The sequence below is a fragment of the Staphylococcus argensis genome (assembly GCF_002902305.1).
GTDB lineage: Bacteria > Bacillota > Bacilli > Staphylococcales > Staphylococcaceae > Staphylococcus > Staphylococcus argensis.
In genome coordinates, this window is record NZ_PPPX01000016.1 from 185,735 (window position 1) to 210,479 (window position 24,745).

At 37.5% G+C, this 24,745-nt stretch carries 19 protein-coding genes and 1 riboswitch; of the genes, 10 read left to right on the plus strand and 9 right to left on the minus strand.

Annotation, left to right across the window (positions count from 1 at the left end; genetic code table 11):
* Nucleotides 1-68: 68 nt before the first annotated feature.
* A complete protein-coding gene (locus CD039_RS09785; protein ID WP_103372152.1) occupies nt 69-584 on the minus strand; it encodes a DUF4064 domain-containing protein in 516 nt (171 codons plus the stop codon).
* A 212-nt stretch (nt 585-796) separates the two neighbouring features.
* Complete coding sequence (locus CD039_RS09790) at nt 797-1,324, minus strand: DUF4064 domain-containing protein (RefSeq protein WP_103372153.1); 528 nt, start codon at nt 1,322-1,324, stop codon at nt 797-799.
* A 219-nt stretch (nt 1,325-1,543) separates the two neighbouring features.
* On the opposite strand from CD039_RS09790, the gene CD039_RS09795 reads away from it, so the two are divergent.
* Entirely contained in the window at nt 1,544-2,842 is a 1,299-nt protein-coding gene (locus CD039_RS09795) for a PrsW family glutamic-type intramembrane protease (protein ID WP_103372154.1), read from the plus strand.
* Between the two features lie 43 nt (nt 2,843-2,885).
* On the opposite strand, the gene CD039_RS09800 is transcribed toward CD039_RS09795, so the two are convergent.
* Entirely contained in the window at nt 2,886-3,755 is an 870-nt protein-coding gene (locus CD039_RS09800) for a DUF4064 domain-containing protein (protein ID WP_103372155.1), read from the minus strand.
* A gap of 259 nt (nt 3,756-4,014) precedes the next feature.
* Nucleotides 4,015-4,114, plus strand: a riboswitch (TPP riboswitch).
* A 119-nt stretch (nt 4,115-4,233) separates the two neighbouring features.
* Between CD039_RS09800 and CD039_RS09805 the strand changes: the two genes are divergently transcribed.
* The 3 genes from CD039_RS09805 to CD039_RS09815 all read left to right on the plus strand — a co-directional run bounded on the left by CD039_RS09805 (nt 4,234) and on the right by CD039_RS09815 (nt 8,004).
* Nucleotides 4,234-4,983, plus strand: coding sequence for a 3-oxoacyl-ACP reductase (locus CD039_RS09805; RefSeq protein WP_103372156.1), 750 nt, complete (start codon nt 4,234-4,236; stop codon nt 4,981-4,983).
* A 114-nt stretch (nt 4,984-5,097) separates the two neighbouring features.
* A complete protein-coding gene (locus tag CD039_RS09810; RefSeq protein WP_103372157.1) occupies nt 5,098-6,399 on the plus strand; it encodes an NtaA/DmoA family FMN-dependent monooxygenase in 1,302 nt (433 codons plus the stop codon).
* 405 nt (nt 6,400-6,804) lie between these two features.
* Nucleotides 6,805-8,004, plus strand: a complete 1,200-nt coding sequence (locus tag CD039_RS09815) for a GTP-binding protein (RefSeq protein WP_103372158.1) — start codon at nt 6,805-6,807, stop codon at nt 8,002-8,004.
* A 99-nt stretch (nt 8,005-8,103) separates the two neighbouring features.
* Here CD039_RS09815 and CD039_RS09820 read toward each other — a convergent pair whose 3' ends face one another.
* A complete protein-coding gene (locus CD039_RS09820; protein WP_103372159.1) occupies nt 8,104-9,840 on the minus strand; it encodes a CDP-glycerol glycerophosphotransferase family protein in 1,737 nt (578 codons plus the stop codon).
* A 557-nt stretch (nt 9,841-10,397) separates the two neighbouring features.
* Between CD039_RS09820 and CD039_RS09825 the strand changes: the two genes are divergently transcribed.
* Both CD039_RS09825 and CD039_RS11905 read left to right on the plus strand, forming a co-directional pair.
* Entirely contained in the window at nt 10,398-11,447 is a 1,050-nt protein-coding gene (locus tag CD039_RS09825; protein ID WP_103372160.1) for a YSIRK-type signal peptide-containing protein, read from the plus strand.
* Nucleotides 11,429-13,540, plus strand: coding sequence for an Ig-like domain-containing protein (locus tag CD039_RS11905; protein WP_167386260.1), 2,112 nt, complete (start codon nt 11,429-11,431; stop codon nt 13,538-13,540). Before CD039_RS09825 ends, CD039_RS11905 begins: the two co-directional genes overlap by 19 nt.
* Nucleotides 13,541-13,851: 311 nt before the next feature.
* On the opposite strand, the gene CD039_RS09840 is transcribed toward CD039_RS11905, so the two are convergent.
* Together CD039_RS09840 and CD039_RS09845 are read right to left on the minus strand one after the other, a co-directional pair.
* Nucleotides 13,852-14,193: a hypothetical protein gene (locus tag CD039_RS09840; protein WP_103372163.1), complete on the minus strand. Its 342-nt coding sequence runs from the start codon at nt 14,191-14,193 to the stop codon at nt 13,852-13,854.
* 289 nt (nt 14,194-14,482) lie between these two features.
* Complete coding sequence (locus tag CD039_RS09845) at nt 14,483-14,635, minus strand: beta-class phenol-soluble modulin (protein WP_002472077.1); 153 nt, start codon at nt 14,633-14,635, stop codon at nt 14,483-14,485.
* A gap of 287 nt (nt 14,636-14,922) precedes the next feature.
* On the opposite strand from CD039_RS09845, the gene CD039_RS09850 reads away from it, so the two are divergent.
* The 3 genes from CD039_RS09850 (at nt 14,923) to manA (ending at nt 19,971) form a co-directional block, all read left to right on the plus strand.
* Nucleotides 14,923-16,797, plus strand: coding sequence for a BglG family transcription antiterminator (locus CD039_RS09850; protein ID WP_103372164.1), 1,875 nt, complete (start codon nt 14,923-14,925; stop codon nt 16,795-16,797).
* Between the two features lie 78 nt (nt 16,798-16,875).
* A complete protein-coding gene (locus CD039_RS09855) occupies nt 16,876-19,008 on the plus strand; it encodes a PTS fructose transporter subunit IIABC (protein WP_103372165.1) in 2,133 nt (710 codons plus the stop codon).
* A 27-nt stretch (nt 19,009-19,035) separates the two neighbouring features.
* Nucleotides 19,036-19,971 (plus strand): mannose-6-phosphate isomerase, class I, encoded by a 936-nt coding sequence (gene manA / locus CD039_RS09860; protein ID WP_103372166.1) that lies wholly within the window; start codon nt 19,036-19,038, stop codon nt 19,969-19,971.
* Between the two features lie 121 nt (nt 19,972-20,092).
* Here manA and CD039_RS09865 read toward each other — a convergent pair whose 3' ends face one another.
* The 3 genes from CD039_RS09865 to CD039_RS09880 all read right to left on the minus strand — a co-directional run bounded on the left by CD039_RS09865 (nt 20,093) and on the right by CD039_RS09880 (nt 22,245).
* Entirely contained in the window at nt 20,093-20,293 is a 201-nt protein-coding gene (locus tag CD039_RS09865) for a DUF6007 family protein (RefSeq protein ID WP_103372167.1), read from the minus strand.
* Nucleotides 20,294-20,624: 331 nt separating this feature from the next.
* Nucleotides 20,625-21,254: an LPXTG cell wall anchor domain-containing protein gene (locus CD039_RS09870; RefSeq protein ID WP_167386261.1), complete on the minus strand. Its 630-nt coding sequence runs from the start codon at nt 21,252-21,254 to the stop codon at nt 20,625-20,627.
* A gap of 559 nt (nt 21,255-21,813) precedes the next feature.
* The gene (locus tag CD039_RS09880) at nt 21,814-22,245 is read right to left on the minus strand and encodes a DUF805 domain-containing protein (protein ID WP_103372170.1); all 432 of its coding nucleotides are present in this window, start codon (nt 22,243-22,245) and stop codon (nt 21,814-21,816) included.
* A 1,900-nt stretch (nt 22,246-24,145) separates the two neighbouring features.
* Between CD039_RS09880 and CD039_RS09885 the strand changes: the two genes are divergently transcribed.
* Nucleotides 24,146-24,619 carry a JAB domain-containing protein gene (locus CD039_RS09885; RefSeq protein ID WP_103372171.1) on the plus strand — a complete coding sequence of 158 codons (474 nt, stop codon included), beginning with the start codon at nt 24,146-24,148 and terminating at the stop codon, nt 24,617-24,619.
* The last annotated feature ends 126 nt before the right edge of the window (nt 24,620-24,745 follow it).

Below are 24,745 nucleotides of genomic sequence, written 5' to 3' on the forward strand. Positions count from 1 at the left end.
CTACCTTAAATAAAAAGCCACCCAACTATCACTATTTCGATAATTGGGTGACATATCATTAACATTTATTAATACTTGTATGGATCGTCTTTGACTTCATCTGTGTGACGACGTGAATCATTGTCTATAAAATCTTGGTTGCTAGCGTGGATTTGTTGGTTATTATTATAATTTTGGTAATATCCGTGCTCCATCGCCTGCTTAGGCTTTCTCACTAACAGCATGATACCTGCAATAATCCAAAGTACTCCTGCTACAAAGTTAATAGAAAAGATGTTGATAATACCACAAACAAGAAGAATGATCCCCGCAGCTTTCGTCTTCTTACCAATCCAAATCGCAGCCATGATGCTTAGAATAAGAAAGATAATAGCTAAGATTAGTGACAGAATCGAAACAACTGACCAACCACTAATATAATTTTCTGCTTCGCTATTACTATAAAAACCTGTTTCAACTAACTTTTCTTTAGTACGACTAGCGAAAACAATGTAATTTAATATCCAATAGATAGTCACTAAGAAACTGAGAGCTGTAATTCCTACACCTATCCAAGAAAGCACGCGTTCTGCTGTACGTTTCATAATTATGTAATCTCCCTTCTTATTTTCTAGTGCATATTTTATCACAAAAATGCGTATAATTAATTAGTAATTTCGTGAAATTTACGTGAATTTGAATACTTTTATGATAAATTCTCGTTTTTTTAATAAAACCAGAGAATTAACACATAGAAAAAGTCACTCTCCCATCGCTTGTTTAGACTGCGGGTAGAGTGACCTATCATTACAAATTATTAATACTTGTATGGATCGTCTTTGACTTCTTTCGTATAACGACGAGCGTCATCTTCTAGAAAGTCAGAGTGTTTATCTTGCTCGTTAGTATAATCTTGTTGTCTATCATATGTACCTTGGTGGTGTCCTTGGCTAGGTTGCTCTTTACGACGTTTTCGGAAAAGATTAATACTAGCAATAATCCAAATCAGACCGATTGGCCAAAAGTTAAAGATTATTGATAGAATCCCAATAACCAATAGCATAATCGCTGCTGCTTTCGTCTTCTTGCCTATCCAAATCGAACCAATAATACCAAAAATAATTAAAATAATAGAAGAAATGAGGAATAGAACTGATACAGGTCCCCACAAACTAATAAAATTATCAGCTTCACTACTACTAAATTCACCTGAAGCTATAAGTCCTTCTTTCGTTTGATTACCCATAATTGCGAAAAAGATAGTTCCTAGAAAGCACCCTAATAATGCGAGTCCCATTAATCCGACAGCAATCCAAGATGCCACACGTTCAGATGTAAATTTCATGATTATGTAATCCCCCTAAGTCTTTTGCTAGTGCATAGTTTATCATGAAATAACGTTAATTTAATTACTTATTTAAAAAATTCTAAACATCTAAGTTGCTGTTACTAAAGATTTGTAAATTATGTGCTTCCCCTTTTTAATCAAGCCAAAAATTATATAGCAATTCCTTTAATAATAAATTAAAATATGACTATACATAAAAAACAAAGGTGGATGCTCATGCAATGTTCGAAATGTAATCAAAAAGTTAATCCCGAAGATAAATTCTGCATGTATTGCGGTAATAATTTAGAAACTGACGGTGCTACCTATTCTGAAGAAGCAAAAACCACTTCAGGCCCTCATTGTCCAAATTGTCATGCAGAAGTCAATCCAGACGATAAATTCTGTATGCAATGTGGATTCAACTTAGCAACCGCTTCAAATTCCAATTTCTCACATACTGAGTCTCTAGAAAATCAAACTAAAGAGAACGTGAGTCTCGCAGACGAAGCAAAACAGTTATTTAATAATACAACAAAATCTATCGGTAAAATGGCAGGAAATGAAGAAAGCCTGAATCTCAATTTACGCGACATGTTCTCAGAAGTATTTAAATCTCACTCACGAGAAGAAGCCGATCGCATCTTTATTGCAGGAACTAAAGAAACGACGCCTGCTCTCAAGGATGTTTCCAATGAATGGGGCCGACCGTGGCTGTTTTCTCGAGTATTTGCAGCAATGGCTATAACGTTTGTACTTTTATGGGTTATGGCTGCATCATTTGGAAATGAGAACGCAATCCCAGGTCTTATATTTATTGGAGCCTTAACTGTACCTTTATCAGGACTCTTCTTTTTCTATGAGACTAACGCTTTTAAAAATATCAGTATCTTCGAAGTTCTGAAATGGTTTTTTATTGGGGGCGTATTCTCACTTTTAGTTACACTCTTTCTCTATAACTTTGTTTCATTTAGTGAAGAGGAAGAAGTATTCGGGGGAATGACGCTCACTGATGCCATCTCAACAGGGATTGTAGAAGAACTTGGTAAAGCAATTATCATTATTATAATTGTGAATATCACTAAAACGAATAAAATTCTTAATGGATTGCTTATAGGTGCAGCGATTGGTGCTGGCTTTGCCGTCTTTGAATCAGCAGGTTATATTTTAAAATTTGCTATATATGCTCACGTTCCAGTGATGGATATGATTATCCTACGTGCTTGGACAGGCCTTGGAAGTCATCTTGTTTGGGCGGCAATTGTAGGTGCTGCAGTAGTTATTGCTAAAAGTGAAGTAAAATTCGAATTTAATAATATTGTAGATCCAAGATTTCTATTTTTCTTCTTCGCTTCTGTTATACTACACGCAATTTGGGACGTAGATATAACATTTTTAGGTAGTTATAACCTGAAAATCATTATTTTAATTGTTCTCGGTTGGCTATTAGTTTTCATCCTAATGAAAGCGGGATTAAATCAAGTTAATACACTGCAAAATACCGTTAATGAAGAAATTTATGAAAATGAGAAGTAAGTTAAATAGCGAGACTCACTATTACAGTGAATCTCGCTATTTTTTACGGTGTTAATTCTTCTCGTCGATTATTCTCATCATATTCTGGTTTTTGTCCCATTTTGTTATATAACAGAATTCCTACTATAAGTAAGAACATGCCTGCAATAATGTTAAATATTAAATTAGCACAACCAACGATAATAAATAAATTCGCTTTTAAGAAATTAACGCTTTTACTTTTAATTAAATAGATAATCAGCACTACTATCGCAATTACGGTAACTAATACTCCAGAGTATATGAAACTCGTATATAAAAATGATTTGTATATCATAGTTTGAGTATAACCATCTATGACACTTGGATCGCGATAGAATGTACGGGACGCCTCAGAATTTAGAATCATTGCAAAAGGGATAGTTGCTAACGCGTAAATGATTATACAAAGAATACTAATAGACAAACTTGCTATAAGTAATCCTAATTCAAACCCGTCCATTTTCTTAATTTTTGAAGTTTCATTCTCTCTCACTATTTCGCTTCTACCATTTCTTTTATATGTATTTATCGTTTTAATCCCAGCAATAATCCAAATTACGATAGCTGGCAAGCTTGTCACCAAACTTAGGAAAGCACAAATAAACATCAAAGTTATTGTGAGTTTTGGCCTATTTTTAAAATTTTTAGCAGCAATAAAAGCTAATATTATTGTAATAACACTCACTATCATTAGGATACATAACCAAAATAAAGTTTGATCCGATGATTCAATCGGATAACCAATCATTTGGTCAGCAACCCCTTCAAGTTTCTTATTAATATAAATATGCATGTGCGTCTTATATAACGCGTACGGCAATAATACCGATAAAGTCAACATCTGTAGTCCTATACCGATCATATTTAACATTTTCTCCGACTTATAAATCATGGTAGTCCTCCCAATTTTTTTCAATAATCTATTAATAACGTACCATAATCTAGAGTTGATTAGGAGATGAATTTTAAAATTTTAGAACTTAAAACACGAACTTTAAAGGAGTTTTGACAAAAATATCCTCTTACAAAATATGTACAGATTTCTTAATTTCGATCGATTATCGTGACAGTTTTTCATTTTCACCCTCCCACCAAAACTCAATAACCTTGACTCTGACATGTAATAACCTTACATTTAGAGTATAACTTCATACATACACTAGGGGTGTCACTGAACTGAGATGGGCCTGGCCCAAACCCTTTGAACCTGATCTAGTTTACGCTAGCGGAGGAAAGTGTAGTACCGATTTATAATAATTGATCAAACTTACTATGATTATTTATAGCTTCATTTATGTCGTTTACACAACTTTCCTCGTGAAGGTTGTGTATTTTTATTTATCAAAAAATTAAAAAAGGGAGTGTTACATATGACAAGAACAGTATTAGTAACAGGAAGCAGTAGAGGACTCGGCGCAACTATCGCCAAGACGCTACTCCAACAAGGATTCAACGTAGTAGTGAACTATCATCGAAGTAAAGAAGAGGCTGAAGCGCTGATTAAAGGGTACGAACACCAAGCCATCGCAATCCAAGCCGACGTTACTAAACGCGAAGAGGTTGAAGCAATGGTGAAACAAGCAACTGAGCATTTCGGACAAATCGACGTGGTCGTGAATAACGCACTTGTTGGTTTCAAATTCGACCCAACTACGCAGAAATCATTTAAAGACCTCACTTGGGAAGACTATCAACAACAAATTAACGGTACTTTGAAAGCTGCATTCAACGTTTCTCAAAGTGTTATTCCTCAATTTATGGAGCGTCAATCCGGCAGTATTATCAGTATTGGTACCAATTTATATCAGAATCCGGTGGTGCCTTACCACGAATACACGACTGCCAAAGCAGGTTTAATCGGCTTCACGCGCAATCTTGCTTCTGAATTGGGTCAACACGGCATTACTGCGAACGTCGTTTCTGGCGGCTTGTTGAAGACGACAGATGCAAGTGCAGCGACGACACCAGAAGTGTTTGATTTAATCGCTCAAACTACACCTACGAGACAGGTGACGACGCCTCAAGATGTGGCCAACATGGTTGCTCATTTAGCGTCAGAACATGCGACCAATATTACAGGCCAGAATATTACAGTTGATGGCGGTTTAACGATGAATTAATGAGAAATTGCTAAAGCTCGTTTCTTTAACTATAGCGGGCTTTAGCTTTTGCTTTTTTGTAAAATGGCTCCCTATGCAATTTTTAAAAATATCTAGTGAAGGCGGTTTCGTAAAATGCAAAACAAACATATACATATTGGTATCTTACTATTCGGTTGTGGTCACCATCAGGCTGCTTGGCTCATGAAGGACTCATCTATCGAACAAATCGGTTCAATTTCTTATTATCAACACCTTGCGCAACTTGCTGAAAAAGGCTATTTCGATGCAGTCTTCTTCGCTGACAACCAAGCATTCAATCCTAGTGACAATCGTTCGCTACCTGCATTCTGGTATGACCCACTCATCAATTTAACTGCAATTTCACAGGTTACCAAGCATGTAGGTCTTGTTTCAACGATTTCTAGCACGTTCAGTAATCCCTTTACCGTGGCACGTCAGCTCTTGAGTTTAGACCATATTACTGGAGGTCGCGTTGGATGGAATCTTGTTACCTCAATGACCGATCAAGAAGCGCAAAATCATAGTATGAGTCAACTTCCGGAGAGAGAAACGCGTTATGCGAAAGCAGATGAATTTGCGAAAGTAATGAATCAACTCCTCACTTCTTGGAATTCTGAGTCATTTTCACCTGATCGCAAAAACCAAGAAATTGTCGATAGTCAGAAAATCAATTCGTTCTCTCATCAAGGGAAACATTTTCAAATAAATGGACCATCCACTACACCGCAAAGTCCCCAAGGCAAGCCAGTCGCAATGCAAGCTGGAGCTTCTAAGCAAGGCATCGCATTAGCGGCGAAATATGCAGATGCAGTGTACTCCGTTTCTTGGAACTTGGATCAAGCTAAGACCTATCGTCGCAAGCTAGATCAGGCCATCGCAGAGAGTCATAGACCTGATGCCAAAATCAAAGTCTTCCCAGGCCTCGTTACATACGTCGCACCTACACATGAAGAGGCTGTAGCTAAAAAAGCTGCATTAGACGACCAATTGCCTATCGATTCGGCATTGAAACAACTAAGTTTCTTCGTCCAACAAGATTGTTCTGATTGGGAATTAGACGCGCCTGTTCCAGATCTGCCATCAGTTGAAGAATTCAAAGGTCCCGTGGGTAGATACGAAACGGTCTTAGAAATCATTAAAGATACGCAACCCACAGTGCGCGAACTCTTAGGTTATCTCAGTGCAGGTGGCGGGCATCTTACATTGATTGGTACACCTGAAGAAATTGTCGATACTATGGAAATGTGGGTTCATGAAGGCGTGGCCGACGGTTTCAACTTAATGCCACCCACACTTCCTGGCAGTTTAGAAGATTTCGTTGACCTTATCGTACCAGAAATGCAGAAACGTAATTTATACAGAAAATCATATTCTGATGAAACATTTAGAGAGATGTTGGGGGTGAACGAATAAAGACAAATTTATGAAACTTTGAATATATATTCTAAACATGAAACAATTTTTAAAAGAGTTAATTTCTAGAAAACAATTCGAATTATGATGAATTATTAAAAAGGATGCACACCTATCCTAAAATTTTGCTTTATTGTATTCGCTGCGCTTATCGGCTATTTTATAGCACTTAATGCGAAGAAAAAGAAGAAAAATTAACTAATTAAAGCTTAAGAAAAGAACTACTGAACTCCAAAAGTTGAACGCTCAAAGCTTCAATTTTTGGAGTTTTTTACTCCCATTAAATAAATCCACTATCCCTCCCCTTGATTTTCTTCGAATTTCTAGTACAATTTTAAATCGTAACTATTACGTTTTATCGAACCGAATCAAAACTAAACTTTTACCTACTACGGAGGGAATAATATGTCGAAAATACCTGTTACAGTTCTGAGTGGTTATCTAGGCTCTGGAAAGACGACGTTATTGAACCATATTTTGAATAATCGTGATGGACGCAGAATTGCAGTAATTGTAAATGATATGAGTGAAGTCAATATCGATAAAGATCTCGTGGCGGATGGCGGTGGTATTTCTCGTACCGATGAGAAGCTGGTAGAGCTTTCCAACGGCTGTATTTGCTGTACTTTGCGCGACGATTTGCTTCAAGAAGTCGAGCGCCTCGTTCAGAAAGGCAACATCGATTACATAGTCATTGAATCTACAGGGATTTCGGAGCCTGTGCCGGTTGCTCAAACTTTCTCCTACGTGGATGAGGAGCTAGGCATTGACCTCACATCAATATGTAGGCTAGACACCATGATCACAGTCGTTGATGCGAACCGCTTCACACACGACATTCATTCTGAAGATTTGCTGACGGATCGTGGTCAAGGTGCTGACGCTACAGATGAGCGCACGATTGCAGATTTGTTGATCGATCAGGTAGAATTTTGTGATGTGTTAGTTATTAATAAAATTGACCTCGTTACCCCTGAAGAATTAGAAAAACTTGAACGCGTATTGAAACAACTGCAACCTGAAGCTAAAATCATCAAAACGGTTAATGCTGAAGTTGAATTATCCGAAGTTCTGAACACGCAACGTTTCGATTTTGAGAAAGCAAGTAATTCTGCAGGTTGGATTAAAGAATTAACTGAAGGTGGACATGAAACACATACGCCAGAAACTGAAGAATATGGTATTTCTTCTTTCGTTTATTCAAGAAGACTCCCCTTCCATGCTGAAAGATTTCATAAATGGTTAGAACAGCTTGATGATACCATCGTTCGTTCTAAAGGCATCGTGTGGCTCGCCCAATATAATCATGTCGCTTGCCTATTATCTCAAGCCGGTTCTTCATGTAACATCCACCCCGTCACGTACTGGGTAGCAGGATTAGCACCAGAGAAACGGGAAGCTATCCTAGCGCAACGCCCAGACGTAGCTGAAGATTGGGACATCGAATACGGTGATCGCAAGACGCAATTTGTCATTATCGGTCAAAATCTCGATGCTAAACAAATTGAACAGGAACTCGATACTTGCTTAGTGAATAGTGATGAGCTCGAAGCTGATTGGACTGCGCTTTCTGATCCATATGGCTGGGTAATCTCTGAAGCTTAGACGAGCAAAAAAGACCTGCGTCCAACGCAGGCCTTTCTATCATAATAATGGTTAGCTAAAATTCACTTTATGTCATCACTGATGGCACAGATTTTCATTTTAAAATTGGCGCAGAAACTCACTTTCTGTCATGAATTGAGGTTGAGCTATTTTTGAAAAATGGTTAGCCGAGTCTTGATTCTCAGTAATAATATAATCTATCTTGCTCAAATTCATTTTATTCAAAATCGACTTACTTTGAACTTGAGATAAGTGAGCGCTAAGCCATACCGCAGTCTTACCTCTATCTTTTACAGCTGGAAGCAACGTCGAGCTTTCAGAAGCTACATAAGTAACCAAATAATCTATAGCTATATCTCCAAATATACGTGTTTGTTCTTCATTATTTAGACGTCGCATCTTATTTTTCATAACTTTTTTCAACTGTGATTTCTTCATAACTAAACGATCTAAGAAATTACCATTCATATTTCCTAAAGTTGGATAGAACGTCACGTTGTCCGGCATACTCATCAATTGCGGGAATTGTTCAACAGAAATCGTTTCTCTATCGAAATAAAGTATAAATTGGGCACTCGCACTTTCCAACAACTGCATTTTGCCCAGTACTTCCTCAACGTTATTGGAATCTAAATGTATGGCAATATTTGGTTTTTTGTCCTCAAGACGATAACTTTTGATATTTTTTGTAGTACTACCATCTATCATTAATTGCGCAATTTCTTTCGCACCTTCTCGATTATCGTAAGGAACCATTTTCTCCTTAATGTCAGTGTAATGCACCTCAGAATCTATATTTCTGATCGCTTCTGCTAACTCTGATAACGAATAAGCTGTAGTGAATGGATAGTCTGATGGAGACTGATATAACCCGCGCTCACGTTGATATTCCGCTAGGTCATACAAATATAGAATAATAGGCTTATCCATATTCAAATAATCAAACATCACTGAAGAATAGTCAGTAATTAAGCCATCTGTAGCAGTGAGAAACTCATAAATTTCATACGTATCCGGCACAAATTTAATATTACTGTAATTCATTTTTAGCTGACGCTTAACGAGATGATGCAATTTCACATATAGCACTGTATCTGCATCTAAATGTTGATTTAAGTACAACAACATCGTTTCCAACTGACGCGCATCACTCACATCACCAATTTGTCCACGCCACGTAGGCATGTAGCACAGCACTTTCTTATCCTCTATATCAAGGTCGCGACGTATACTTTCACGCAGCTGCTTTTCGTAAAAGACACTATTTCGTGGCATTGGTCCGACAATCATGTCACCGTTATACACGTGATTAAGATTATAGGCGCCAGCCATAATTTCTTTCGAGTAGTCGTTGCTGACGATAACCTGATCTGCCATGTAAAAGTTCCGTTGCACATTCGCCAAATCAAAAATATGAGCCGTATCTTTGCCCATTTTCTTTAAAGGCGTTCCATGCCAAATAATGAAATATTGTTGCCCCTCTCTTTTATTAAAAAATGGATAAAACGTCGTGTCATTAATGAGATATTGGGCAGTTGCTAGTAATTCGAAATATTGTAAGGACATATGCTTCACAATCTTAAAATGAGACAGTCCTCTTTTTTTCAAAAACTGTGCATCTTCTTCTGGATTTTGTGAAACCACAAATACCTTACTATTGCGAAGGATATCTTGAATTTCTGGAATTAAATAATATATCTGTCCTGTAACAGCACCCCCGTGCATCGATTCTAGGAGTACATAATCTTTCTTAATTCGTTTATGCCGACGCATATTGACATATTTATATAAACCTCGATTATTACGATAATTGGTAATCTTGCTTTTAATACTCAAAGTGAGACTCCTTTAAACTTTCTAGATTTGTAGTACATTATATCAAATAATATGAGGTCTATCGCAGTGAGATAGTTATAGTGATGAAACGCTATTTTCGAAAAATTGAGTGAGACACATACCAAAAAGTACATTATAGTTATTGTAATTTCAGAAGAAAAAATGAGGAAAGTTTGTTAAAAATCTATAAAGACGGAATGAGACGGCAAAACGCTAACGCTTTACGTCCCACTCCTTGGGGATAGTTAATTAAACACCAAACTACACTAAGTAGCTTGTAACTATATTATATTTATATCCATTGTATATGTAAAGATAAGCATTTTAATTTAAGTTACGCTTAACTAAGTTATGCACACATTAGAAAAAGTCTATTATTTATCGTTAGTCCAATATGTATTCGGGTAAAACTTAAAAAGGTCACTACATTTATAACAATACTGTGATTTACAAATGTAATTAAAATTGATTTTACAATCATTCATTTGGAAATCATATTATCTATAGTGGCCGCACATCTAGGGTGGTACATAATATTTAAGAAAGGGGCTTTGATTATGAGAAAAAACTCATCACAATTTATGAATAAAAAGCATAACTATTCCATACGTAAATTCACATTTGGAACAGCAAGCATCGTTGTAGGCGCAACGTTATTCTTTGGTGCAGGACAAGCGCATGCCGCAGAAAAAGGACAGCAGTCTGACGATACAACTGCGACAACAGAACAAGCATCACAAGATAACGAAAATCAAGATTCTGAAGATACTACAAATAGCGCAGATCAAGGTAATCAAACAGAACAAGACGCTTCAGATCAAACTTCTCAAGAATCCCCTGACGCATCAGAAACAGAAAGTCCAAATGCGCAAAATACAAATTCTGACGAGACTCAAAGTGAAGACACTCATGACAATCAAGATGCTGAAGCGCAAAGTGAAGACAATACGCAGCATAATGAAACACAAAATGAAGACAACAATCAAACATCTGACAACGCACAAGCCACTGACGCTTCTACAACTTCAGACGACAAAACTCCTTCTAACCAATCATCAAATCAAAATAATACAGACAATGACAAAGCAGCACAAGAACAACCACAACAAGCTGAAGACAACCAAAACTCAGGAAACAAATCTTCTAATTCTGAACAAACTTCTAACAATAAAGCAGCGGACACTAACGATTCTGCTAACTCAAATGCAGGAAACAATAATGACCAAAATGCAAATTCTGACTCATCTCAACCACAATCCGCTAATGACACAACATCTACAAACTCAAACATGAAACAATCTACTTCAAAAAATGACGAAAACAATTCAAATTCTACTCACAATAAAGCTGACTCATCAGCTCAACAAGCACCACAATCCTCTCACGAACAGTCACCTAAACAAACGAAAGATACCTTCGCTTCATCATCTCAAGACACAAATCAATTTACACAAGACTCAAACTCACAACAAACTTCAAAAGACGATGACGACGCTCAATCATCTCTAGACTCAGGTTTTTCTATGCCAGAAGCAAATGACGTCGCAAATTCTAAAGAAAACACTACAAAGACCAAACAGGCAACCGAATGTCAGAATCTGATCTGAACGAAATCGCGGAGAACTCCAACATTGATTTCGATAAAGACGACCAAGCCACAATCCAACAGAAATTTTTAAAAAGCGCAGCAAAAGACTACTCAGATAAGAAAAATGCGACAACATTGTTTGCCACACCAGCAAGTACAACATCTGCGTCAACTCAAAACGAATCTACAAGCTTTAGAGATGCCGAATCAACTACAGAAGAAGCTGGAAATAGTGACGGTTCTGACGTAAGTGATAACGTGCACTTCTCAAATCTCAACCTTTCTGGCGTGAACCCTAACAATCCTGACAATAAAGATACTGTAGAAATCGGTAACAACGGTTATCTCAGATTCAAAGGTAATTACAAGCTCGACAATAATGTGAAATCTGGCGACTACTTCTACGTAGATTACGGCGATTACGTACGCCCTACTGGTTTGGAAGACCCTATCGTTCCTGAAGATTTGAAATCTTATAATGACAATGGTTCACAAACTGTCGCAACTGCGAAATACGATCCAGATAACAATAAAGTGAAGTACACTTTCACAGATTTCGTTGATCAACATAAAGATGTGAAAGGTAGCTTTGACTTCGTTGCTTATCCAAATCGTAGAAATGCGACGGATTCTTTCAAAGATTATCCAATCGACATCGATGTGGCTGGTGAAAAATATTCTACAAATCTTCAATTTGATTACGTACATCAATCCGATTATGTATCTTCATTCTGGGATTCACGTAGTCAAGATCATAAGCATCAATCACGCACAACATATCTCAACGAAGGTTATCATCCAATGAATCATTCTATCGTAACCATCTCTACACAAGGTTCTAACCTTAGTAACCTTCAAATTTATAAACCTTCATCAAAAGATCAAATGGTAGACAGTTATGTGCCTAATTATGAAGATTTAGAAGATGTTACAGATCAATACGATATTCAATATAATGACGATGGTACTGAAGCAACTATTGATTTCGGTTACGATCTCGATGGACAAGGCTTTATCATCAATACGAAGAGTGATGCTTACGAAGATGCGGACAATATTACTGAAACAACAGCTATTGAGAATCAGTTAGGTAACGGCTTATCAGACTTTTACGATTATCACAACTACCTCAGTCGTTTCATGCAAGGTTCAGGTGCTGAGCCAGATGTGCCAACGAACCCTGATCAACCGGGTGAGCCGACTAACCCAGGTACACCGACAGATCCGAACCCAGGGGAACCTACGAACCCTGGCACGCCGACAGATCCAACACAACCAGTGAATCCAGGTGAGCCTACTAACCCTGGCACACCAACTGATCCAACGCAACCAGTTAACCCTGGTGAACCTACGAACCCAGGTACACCAACTGATCCAACGCAACCAGTTAACCCTGGTGAACCGACTAATCCAGGCGAACCAACAAATCCTGGCACACCAACAGATCCAACACAACCTGGTCAACCAACAGATCCTGGCACACCAGTAAATCCTAACAATCCTAACGAACCGGTTAACCCAAATAACCCTAACAATCCAGAGAATCCACAGAATCCTAATAATCCAACAAATCCAAACACCCCTCAGAATCCGCAAAATCCTAACAATCCAAATCAACCTACACCAGGAACACCTACGACACCTGAAACAACACATGGCACTCCTGGTACGCCAACGAATCCTAACAGCCCAGAGTCACCAAACAATCCAAACACGCCTAACACACCAACAGTTAATCCAGTGACGCATCACGATAATGGCGTGACAGGTCAGCACGGTACGCCGGGCAACACAATCACGGTCACTTACTCGGACGGTACGACAACTCATGCGACTGTGAACCCAGATGGCACTTGGAACGCGCCAACGCCAGAGCATGTAAACTTGAAATCAGGCGACACTATCACAGTGGTTGAGCAAGACGCTCAAGGTCATACGACGCAAGTGACAGAAGTTGCAGTAGATCAGACGCAACAGCCAGTTCGTGGTACTGCGCAAGGCCTTCCTGAGTCTGGTCAGCACGAGTCCAATAACGCTAGTATCTCAATCATGGCTGCGCTCGGTGGTATTCTCGCTTTCTTCGGTCTCCGTCGTCGCAAAGCAGATAAGTAATTTCTGAGTAAAATGATTTGAGGTATTAAAATTGAGGTTAAGCATCGTGCTTAACCTCTTTTTTAGCGTTTAGTATGAATTTATGTAAAAACTGCGTGTGATCTTTCTCATTGTTCTACAGTTATGGATAAAATGTTTCTCATTAATTTAGTTATTTCCCGCGCAATAATTGAGAAGCAGAAATTGAATTTTGATCATTCATATTCTGTGCTTAAACCGCTTCAATTCTTGTGATTATGTCATTGTAATATTGTTACTGAGACACATTACACCGTCGTTTCGCACTCACTTACTGCCTCTTCAATCCACTACTAACTCCGTCGCAATTTTACTACTAAATAATGAATTAACACTCCAATTAAAAACATTGGAACAATCATCCACCCTCCTATTCCAATGACTTGTGCTAACTTTCCGAATAAGAAAATAACAATTAAATACGGTATACAAACGACAAAAGTCGCAATTAAAATCCCAATGCAGCCTGTTTCTTCTACTCCAAAGTGCGCTTCAGCCCAATCTCTCGTTACTACATAAAAACTCATGACCAATCGAAATGGCCAATAAAAACATATAAAAGACCCCATTATTAAAATGCAAAGTAGCTCAAACGAGAAAATCACAAAATCTTTAATAACCTCAAATGTTTCCACAACTCACACCCCAGTTTATCTCTTTCTATATAAAGTTTAGGCACATTCATACGAAAACGCTGCACCTACCATTTTCAATAAAAATCATTCCAACCTTATTATTTATCTATATTATATCGCAACTTCCTATTAAAGTGTGGACTACAATAAGTAAACTTTCACCTCGGGAACCCAAGAACATTTTAAACAACTAACCTGCCCCTGCTTCCCACACAAAAAAACGACCACACAAAGAATGTGTAGCCGCCGTGTTGGGTGTGTTTATAGTGAGTGTATCGATTCTGCTAAGTTATCCGACAAACATGTGCACGATATCTTCGATGATACCGCCAGCGTTAGTGACAATATTGATCACGCCCTTAGCGATTCCAGCGCCATCAGCATTCTCAGACGCTGTAACAATATTAACAACCGCTTCACCAATGTTATTAAGGTGTTCCATGAAATTCACCCCCTCTTCCATAATTAACCATCCGGATAATTCTATTAGTTGACACGTGTCAACTAATATATTGACATAGAATTTATTTATTGTCAATTTCTATAAAAATATTTACACAAATACAACAATTCATATAAGTTAACTTAAATATTTCAACAAATTGCGTTTATTCAATAAGTCACATTTCGTCACGCATCTACTTGTTCATTTTCATTTTTAAAAATACAATAAAGTTGAGATTAAGGGAATAAGTTTCAATATTTCGTCGTAAAGGAGTTCAAATCCGTATGCAAGCGCGACATATTAAAATCATACAGTTATTATTAAATAATCAAAGTGAATTTATCAGTTCTACCGAAATCGCTAACTATGTCAATGTCTCGAATCGTACTGCAAGAAATGACATTAAACTCATTAATGCTAACAATGCTACGCCACATCTTATCGCAAGTTATAAAAGTCGTGGCTTCAAATTAAACTTCGACAACTATACCCTTGCAGAAATTGAAAATATCTTAGCACAACTAAGTACTTATCAGGATAAAGTAGTCATAACTATTGGATACCACCTGCTCATGGATCGGAAGTCGCATACAATAAAGGAAATCATGCGCGCCCACCAGCTATCTAAAACAGAAGTATCTGAAATCATTAACCAAATTCAAGCATGGAGTGCATCTTTCAATCTCCAGATTACTGTTCACAAACGTAATGGCATCCGTGTCACAGGATCAGAAACACAAATTCGCAACGCGCTTTTACACCTAGATCAACTCATCGAAGGTCATCAAGGCGTCGAACAATTAATATTGAACGAGTTACCCCATGCACATCGTCAAACTATCGCTACAATCATCGAGCGCGTACTTAACGACCATCATATCGCAACTTCTCAAGCACAATTACAACAATTATTAATTCATTTCATCATTATTTATAAACGTCGAGACCATTCAACCGATGATATTTCGACGAGTCAACAATCACTAGAAATTGCGAAGACATGTATGACACGTATCAACGCGGCTCTTGGTTATCAAATTAACGAGACGACAGCTAAGCTATTTTCGTTTTTCCTTTCACATCACTTTAATCAATTTAGTCTGTCTCTCCAACGCGAATTAGTAAAAAGCTTCATCGACACATTAATTGAAAAGATGGAACGACAAACGAACTTTGCGTTTTCTAATGATCATTTATTCAAAGAAAATATCTTAACACACTTTAGTAAAATGTATTACCGAATCATCAATCACGTGTATGTAAACAACCCACTCACTACACGTATAAAAACGCAATACCCTTACATGTTCAACACTTTATATGAAGTGCTTACGTCGATACAAAAATCAATAAATCTCACATTAAATGAAGATGAAATTGCCTTTCTGACTGTGCACTTTCAAGCTGCGTACGATAGAGAACATCAGAAACAGCACCCTATTCACACGCTCATTGCGTGTTATTACGGTATTGGGATATCTAATCTGTTGGAGACTAAAATCACACAGGACTACCCGCAAATCAAAGTCATCGATACCATTACGCTTGAACAAATCACACAGTATGACTTTACCAATATTGATTTACTTATCACGACACATCAACCTGATCAAATTGATACAAACCGAACACAAATCCTACAAGTTTCACCTTTATTAGATACAACAGATCAAGAAAAGCTCAACAAGGCTATTAAAAAAGCAACAAAATCCCAGAAATCGCAACACTCGCCAGATTCGATAAACACCCATATTATTTCCCAGGAAATCACATCAATGCAGAATGTGTTCGATACGGCCGCCAATAATTTACACACCGCAGAACCTGACTCAAAAATCATCGACACATACATCAAGAACGCCTACACACGCGAACAATCTTCATCAACTTATATCGGTAATGGCATCGCTATACCGCATGGTAATCCAAAGGCACTCAATCATTCTCAAATACTTGTCTTTACTAGCCAACGCGGTATACATTGGCGACATCATAAAGCGCATATGATATTTTTCTTAGCTATCTCTGAAAAAGATGCGCATGAAACGAAACACATCATGCAATCAATTGCTCGTCTAACCGAAACAGACGTCACCGAATTATTACAACTCGACCACGAGCAACTCAAATCACAACTCAATACACTATTTTACGAATAATTGCCTCTATTAACGGCAATTATTCTTTTTTTACCGGCAATGAATACGCTTACACTGAATATAAGGAGGTCGAACGACATGAAAATACTCGCAATCACGTCCTGTCCCAACGGCATAGCACATACTTATATGGCACAGGAGAAATTAGAACAAGCCGCAGAAGAACTCGGCGTATCAATAAAGGTCGAAACTCAAGGAGGCGTGGGTGCTGAAAATATACTAACTGCCAAAGAGATTCAAGAAGCAGATGGCATTATCGTCGCTGCAGATAGACAAGTCGATCTGTCCCGCTTCGACGGCAAACGTCTCATTAACGTGAACGTGCGTGAAGGTATTCATCACCCGCATGAACTTATTCAACGCATTATGAAAGGTGATGCAACGATTTATCGCGATCAAAATCACGCTGACACATCACAACAATCGAGCAAATCTAACGACTCGAACGAATCTAAGAAAGGCACTCAGATGGTCTACCAACATCTCATGAACGGTGTCTCTTTTATGGTTCCATTCATCGTAGTTGGCGGTTTACTCATCGCGATTGCCCTAACACTCGGGGGTCATCCTACATCTAAAGGACTTCAAATTCCTGATGATTCGTTCTGGAAATCAATCGAAAATATCGGCTCACTGTCCTTTAAATTCATGGTTCCTATACTCGCAGGCTATATCGCCGTCAGTATCGCTGATAAACCTGGTCTCGTTCCCGGTATGATTGGTGGTGCAATCGCTGCAGACGGAAGTTTCTACGGTAGTGATGCAGGTGCCGGTTTCCTAGGTGGTATCGTCGCTGGTTTCTTAGCTGGTTACATTGCTAAATGGATTAAACAGATTCCAGTTCCTAAAGCGATGGCTCCGATTATGCCAATCATCATCATTCCAATTATTTCGTCCTTAATCGTAGGACTTATCTTTATCTTCGTGATTGGTGCTCCTATCGCTCATATATTCGAAGGTCTTACATCTTGGTTAAAAGGCATGCAAGGTACCAATATTGTGATTCTCGCATTGATTATCGGCGCAATGATTGCCTTTGACATGGGTGGCCCAGTTAACAAGGTTGCTTTCCTATTCGGTTCGGCACTCATTGCTGAAGGTAACTACAGCATTATGGGTATGGTTGCTGTTTCAGTCTGTACTCCACCTATTGGTCTTGGCTTGGCGACATTTATCCGTCGTCGTAAGTTCAACCATGCTGAAATTGAAATGGGTAAAGCCTCATTTACTATGGGACTCTTCGGGATTACTGAGGGTGCAATTCCTTTTGCTGCACAAGACCCGTTACGTATTATCCCATCTAACATGATTGGTGCTATGGTAGCATCCGTTATTGCTGCAATTGGTGGCGTGGGTGACCGTGTCGCTCACGGTGGTCCGATTGTAGCTGTATTAGGCGGTATTGATAAGATTTTATGGTTCTTTATCGCTGTTCTCGTCGGTAGTTTGGTTACGATGGCGACTGTCATTCTGCTTCGCCGTAGCAATCCAGCTGCTCAAGTCGATGCGACTCAGGCTGAAAGTGGTTTAGGTGCAAGTGAAGAGGCTGAAGATTCTACTGAGGTTAAAAGCGTTGAAGGAGAACAAGCAGAATCTACTGATTTTACTGAGATGCCAAATTCTGGTACTAGCACACCGGCAAATGAGACGGGAGCTAATAATTCCAGTATAAATACTAACTCAAATATTTCTACAAACGCAGGCAGTGCTGATACTACAGCAGACAAAGCGATTGATCCTGCAAACAAGGACGTGAAATCCAACTCAGACTCTAGCATTTTCCATAAAAATCTCATCACAATTAGCCAACAAACACTCACACGTGATGAAGTCTTTGACCAGCTGATCACTAACTTAGCACAACAAGGATATGTAACTGATCAAGATCAGTTGAAACAAGATATCCTAAAGCGCGAACAAGAATCAACGACAGCCATTGGTATGAATGTCGCAATTCCACATGCGAAATCAGAAGCAGTGAATGAACCTGTCGTGTCGGTCTTGAATAACAAGCATGGTGTGCAATGGGAAAGTCTCGATGGCACTCCACCTCAAATTGTCTTTCTCATCACAGTGCCAAAAGAAAGTAGCGATGAACATCTCAAGATACTACAACGCTTGTCACGCGCACTAATGGACGATGACACACGTTCACAACTCATTGAAGCTCAAGATACAGAAACTATCTACAATTTATTACAAACTATTTAATCGAGATGACAGAAAGGAGTACAATTTATGGCACTATTTCTAGAACCCGTCTTCCAACAACGCATTTGGGGCGGACGTAACTTGGAGCAGTTCGGTTACGACATCCCTACAGACACAACTGGTGAATGTTGGGGAATATCTGCTCACCCACATGGACCGAATCGTGTAATTAACGGTCCTTATAAAGGAGAAACACTCGATCAATTGTGGAAGTCTCATCGTGAACTCTTTGGTAACGATTCACGTGACACTTTCCCCTTACTGACTAAAATACTAGATGCCAATGACAAGCTATCCGTACAAGTTCATCCTGATGATGACTACGCTCGCCAGCATGCCGGTGAAAGTGGCAAAACTGAGTGTTGGTATATCTTAGATTGCAAAGAGGATGCAGAAATTATTTACGGTGTAGATGCTGATAGTAAAAAAGAAGTTGAAGAACTTATTGATAAACAAGCATTCGATGACTTATTCCATCGCGTTAAAGTAAAGCCAGGTGACTTCTACTACGTACCTGCTGGCACTGTTCATGCGATCGGTGAAGGTATTATGATACTTGAAACCCAACAGTCATCAGATACAACTTACCGAATTTATGACTATGATCGTAAAGATAAAGATGGTAATAAACGCGACTTGCATCTTGAAGAAAGTAAAGCTGTAATTGATGTTAGCAATAAAACACCTAATACCACGCCTGAAGTTACTAAATACGGAGAAAATACTTACACAGAGTTTGTCTCAAATCATTTCTTTACAGTTGGTAAATGGGAAGTGGCGGAAAGTTTAAATTACGAGAAACCACACAGTTATTGCCTGATTTCAGTGATTGAAGGAAGTGGTATTGTCGAAGTTGATGGTGAAAACTTTGATATTGAAAAAGGCACTCATTTTATTCTGACAAGTGAGGATAAAAATATCACTTTCAAAGGTCAATTAACCTTTATCGTAAGCTATAGCTAATATATTGAGAAGCGAAACCGAAATTGATGAGATTTTGGAGTTTCGCTTCTTTTTTGTTGGGATAGCTGAGAAGATAATTGATAAAAGAGCTTAATTGTAATATTCCCTTTAAGAAACGAGCTTATCTTCGCTTCTTTCTCACTGAATCTACAACTACATGTGTAATCATCGCTAGTCCGAGACTATAACAAATCACAATAATCACATTCAATAATATACTCCATACATTGTACGTCGGTAAATATGCGAATAAGAGCAACATAGGTACTAAAAATATTAAATCATACCAACCTAGATAGGTAAGTGAATCTTTTAAGTTCATTGTGGGGCCTTCAGATTAGTTAGTCAGAATATGATTTAGATAATAGTAAATTAGAACAATCTACGAATTGAAGCGCTCACTCATGCATGATGAGTGGGCGCTGCTAATTACGTTATACCTAAAACTTTAGAGTACTAAAACACCTAAAATTACAGAGTACTGATCTCTAGCTTTATTATATAAGAACCCTCTTCATTAATAAACTAAAAGAACGACTCCTCTACAACCTCTAAATGTCCTCACCCAAACAAAAACTCCCCCTACCACTCAAACAATGTTCAAGTAATGAGGAGGAGTCCATACTTTAGAAATGATCCAAATTCAATTCACTTTATGCATTTTTGCTCTTTCTGAAATTAAGTAAGCCTAAACCTGTCATTAATAGAGCAATTGCAGTGATAGTCATTCCTGAAGTTTCTTTACCTGTATCTGGTAAAGATTCAACTTTCTGCTCACCTTGTTGTTGATTAGCGTTTTGTTGTGCAGTTCCGTCAGGCGCACCTTGTTTCACGGATTGACCTTGCTGCATATCATCAGTTGCTTGGCTATCACTATTTTGTTGATTATCAGCTGCTTGATTGCCATTACTTTCTGCAGCTCCACTTTGACCATTAGCATCTTGTTTCTCAGCCAAATCATAATGACCAATTTTTCTGAAATCCTCTACTGCACCATAACGATATTTAACATCACCGTTTTTATATACATGGTAGTCCGCAGAACCATGCATAGACTTGTTAGCTGCAGGAACTTCGATATAGTCACCTTCATCTTTAGGCTCTAGGAAATTCTTTTCACCCGCATTATGACCATTCTCTGCCCCAATTTGGATCGCGATATCTGTCGCGTTGCCCTTTGTGACCGTGTCATAATTCGCAGCGTGAGCCTCGTGTGCACCTGCACCTCCAAAGATGAGAGCTCCTGTGAGTACAGTTGCTGAAGTGATACCTAATTTCTTCATAAAATGAACCTCCATTTAGATAAATTTACACTTGCAGTATAACGAATAGAGGCGACATATTATGTCATCTGAGGTATAAATTATTAATTTCTGCAATTTATTCTTAAACATTTAGGTAAAATGTCTTATATTTTAAAACAAGAACACCAACAACATCGGCGCTATCAAACATAGATTCACAATATTAATAAACATGCTTACAAGTCCCACATCTTTCCTCGTATAGAAATAATATCCCAACGATACAACCAGCAACACAAGACTAGCCGTCATAAAATAAGTGACGATATTTAGCCCACTATAACTTAAATTATGATAATTAATCACTAAAAGAGTGACTAATATTACGTAGTTAACAACATTCACAGCGTAAAATATAGATTTCATATATTCGTCCTTTCTCATTTTCTCAAAAAATTTCCATCGCACATCTTCACTTCTCCAAACCTCTTTTTCATACTTTCCCAAATATCGCCACACACACCTCCGCATTTCAATATCCCCCCACCACTCCATCCTTCTCAATACTAAGAAAGATCACACGCATCGTGTGACCTCATTAAATCCAAAGACGTTTTTCTTTCTCCACGTGCTCTCGTGTACCTAGGCACATGTAGACAAAGAGCCATATTCCTATGATTAAACCAATAAAGTTGATGATTGTAGCGAGTACTGAACCTTCTCTTGGAAAGGATTCAACAATTCCTAAGATAAGATTTAAATATACGAGAAATCCTTTTCGATTAATATCATGTAATCGTCGCACCTGTACTGCAATTTGTGGAATAATCATCGCGATTACAAATATAAGAACAATTCCTGAGAGAATATTTACTAGCCAAACCAACTTAGAGCTTGAACTGACAAAGATCAATCCAATCAATATAGATATGATTGCTATATTAACCAGCGTTGGCACCCAATATTCCTTTCGCGTGGAATATCCTTTAAAGTCAAAGTAGCGCTGCCAGAATGAGCTATATGCATTCATGGTACTCTACCCACCTTTGCCATTAATATTTTGTTGCTACTTTATAGACCTATTGCACATCATTACCTTCTTGCTATAAGCATTACATAACTTTTATATCCTTTTCAACTTAGATATTAAATGGTAGTTAAAAACAATTCGTTCCTTATCAATCTCAGTATTTCAGTTCTATCTTCATTTTTACAGTGATTTCTTTAAATTTTCACTACACTTTTACGGATAAAATGGTAAAATAAGGGTGATTCTCAGTAAAAAAATTACAATCCCAATCAATTCAAACTGGGATATTTTTATTGCGTTTCTCAACAACTTCTTATGAAGTTAAAATTATCATCATATTTACCACAAATTATTAACAAAATTCCGCAGTAACATAATAATTCCACTATTTAAGTAGTAAAATTTAACTATACGAATAGTATTAGAGTGAAGAATTTAATTATTCGAAATTTTCCACCAAAATGATATAAAAGTGCACTAAATTTACCATATTTCATTTATACGTAAAACTGATACTAGATTTTCACCCCCAATATTGTATTATAGACTTAAGGAATCAATCGAAAGGTACCTATAAAGCGCAAAGCGTTTGATTCCTAATACATCACAGAAGGAGTTGAGGCTCCAACACCAAAGAACACAATATACTAGTAGTTTCGGACAGTTGAAGTATCCTCCAAGAGAGACTTTCTCCATAGTGGCATAGGAGAATGATTAATTGATTAAAGATGTAAAGAAGAATTGATGAGAAAGTTTAGGTGCTGCAACTCATCTTCTTAAGAATTAATCTATGTACCTCTTCTCTCTCATACTTCAACATACAAACATCTGAAGGATGATGTCACACTATCATCGAGATCCCTCTTAAATAATCTAAACTATGTGTGCTAATAAATTGTTCAAATCCTATAGATCTCGATATATATGGTGGAAATCCCCTGTTAATCCATCATGAATATTCATCCACAACTTTCCACTTTAAATTCTTCAGATGAGTAGTTTCACTTAGCAAAGAACGAAATTGTATCAATCTGTATGACTCTTATTACAACTAGAATCAACATCATTAAGGCAAGAGTTTGTTTATTCATCAAAAACCTCATTCAATTGTTTTAAGGGAAAGAATGTATCTCTCGACAATACTGGAGAGCCCCTGTAGCGTTTGTAGAAGAGATACAGGGAAAAAGTGTTTTTAATATTATCTTGTTGTATGTAATAATGTATTAATAATTTAAGTTTCATTAAATGAAATGGAGTGGATAGTCTATTACACTAGGCTATCCCCCTCCTTAAAAATTACAGTTAACGTATTTCTAAATACGCGTCATTAAATATGTACCTCATACGATGACCTGTATTTGTGAAAGTTACCTTTAAGTAATTGTTCTTAAACTCATATATTTACGGATTAGATTTGAAAAATCAATCTTCAATTTTTTTGATAACAAAAAAGGAAGGATAGCCTGCTTTAATGGGCTACTTCCTTCCTTAATAAATATAATTCAAGTATTTATCAATATTATTCTCTAAATGAAGCTCTGATACGATAATCTATCAGTGATGGTAATTCATATTAAGTCATGTTTTTAAATCAGTATATTTACTGGTTGGATTTATAGAATAATAAATGTTCAATGATTTTTTTATAACTAAAATGTGAGACAGCCCTCATGTGTGGGGCTGTCTTTTTTAACACCATGTATTTTTAGGCCCATCTTCCTTAAACGCCCCCCTTTAATAAAGATCGCTCAAGAAGAATTGGGTTAATCCTTTAAACACAATTAATCTCAATTGAGATGATCATATGAACTTTTATCTTTAAAAATGTATCGCTTAAGCGAAAAATCATTGTACAAAATCAGAAGTGAAATCTCAGTAAATGATAAAGGAGCTTATTAAAATGAAGAAAATCAAAATAGTAGATGTGGTACTAAAGTATATAAAGACAATTATTTTCGAAAAAAATGCAGTACTCAACACAAAAGATGCAGTGGATATCGTACAAAACTATCTTGGAGAACGTGACAGAGAACATCTTTCAATAATATGCTTGAATACGAGATGCGAACCCACTCATTTACAAATCGTCGCTGTAGGAGATCTATGTCATAGCACTGTCCATCCACGTGAACTAATGAAAGTCGCAATCCTTTCAAATGCGGCAAGTATTATTATTACACACAATCACCCGAGTGGTCTCGTAATCCCTTCTGTTGAGGATATAGAAATGACACATCTTATGAAGCAGGTATGTCACTTCATGCAGATTAACTTATGGGATCATATCATATATAGTGGGGAAAACTACTACTCTATATTGCAAGAATCCCCTATCTTTAACCACGACCTCTTGCCAACTGATGAAGATGAATAGAATGGTAACTGTAGCTATATTATGATTTTCCGTTCGCGTAAGGACTATAGTTCTCAAGGTCTTTCTCAGGCTACAGGGTAATAAATTCGATTGTGATGGTGTGGATTTAATTTGATTTTAACGACG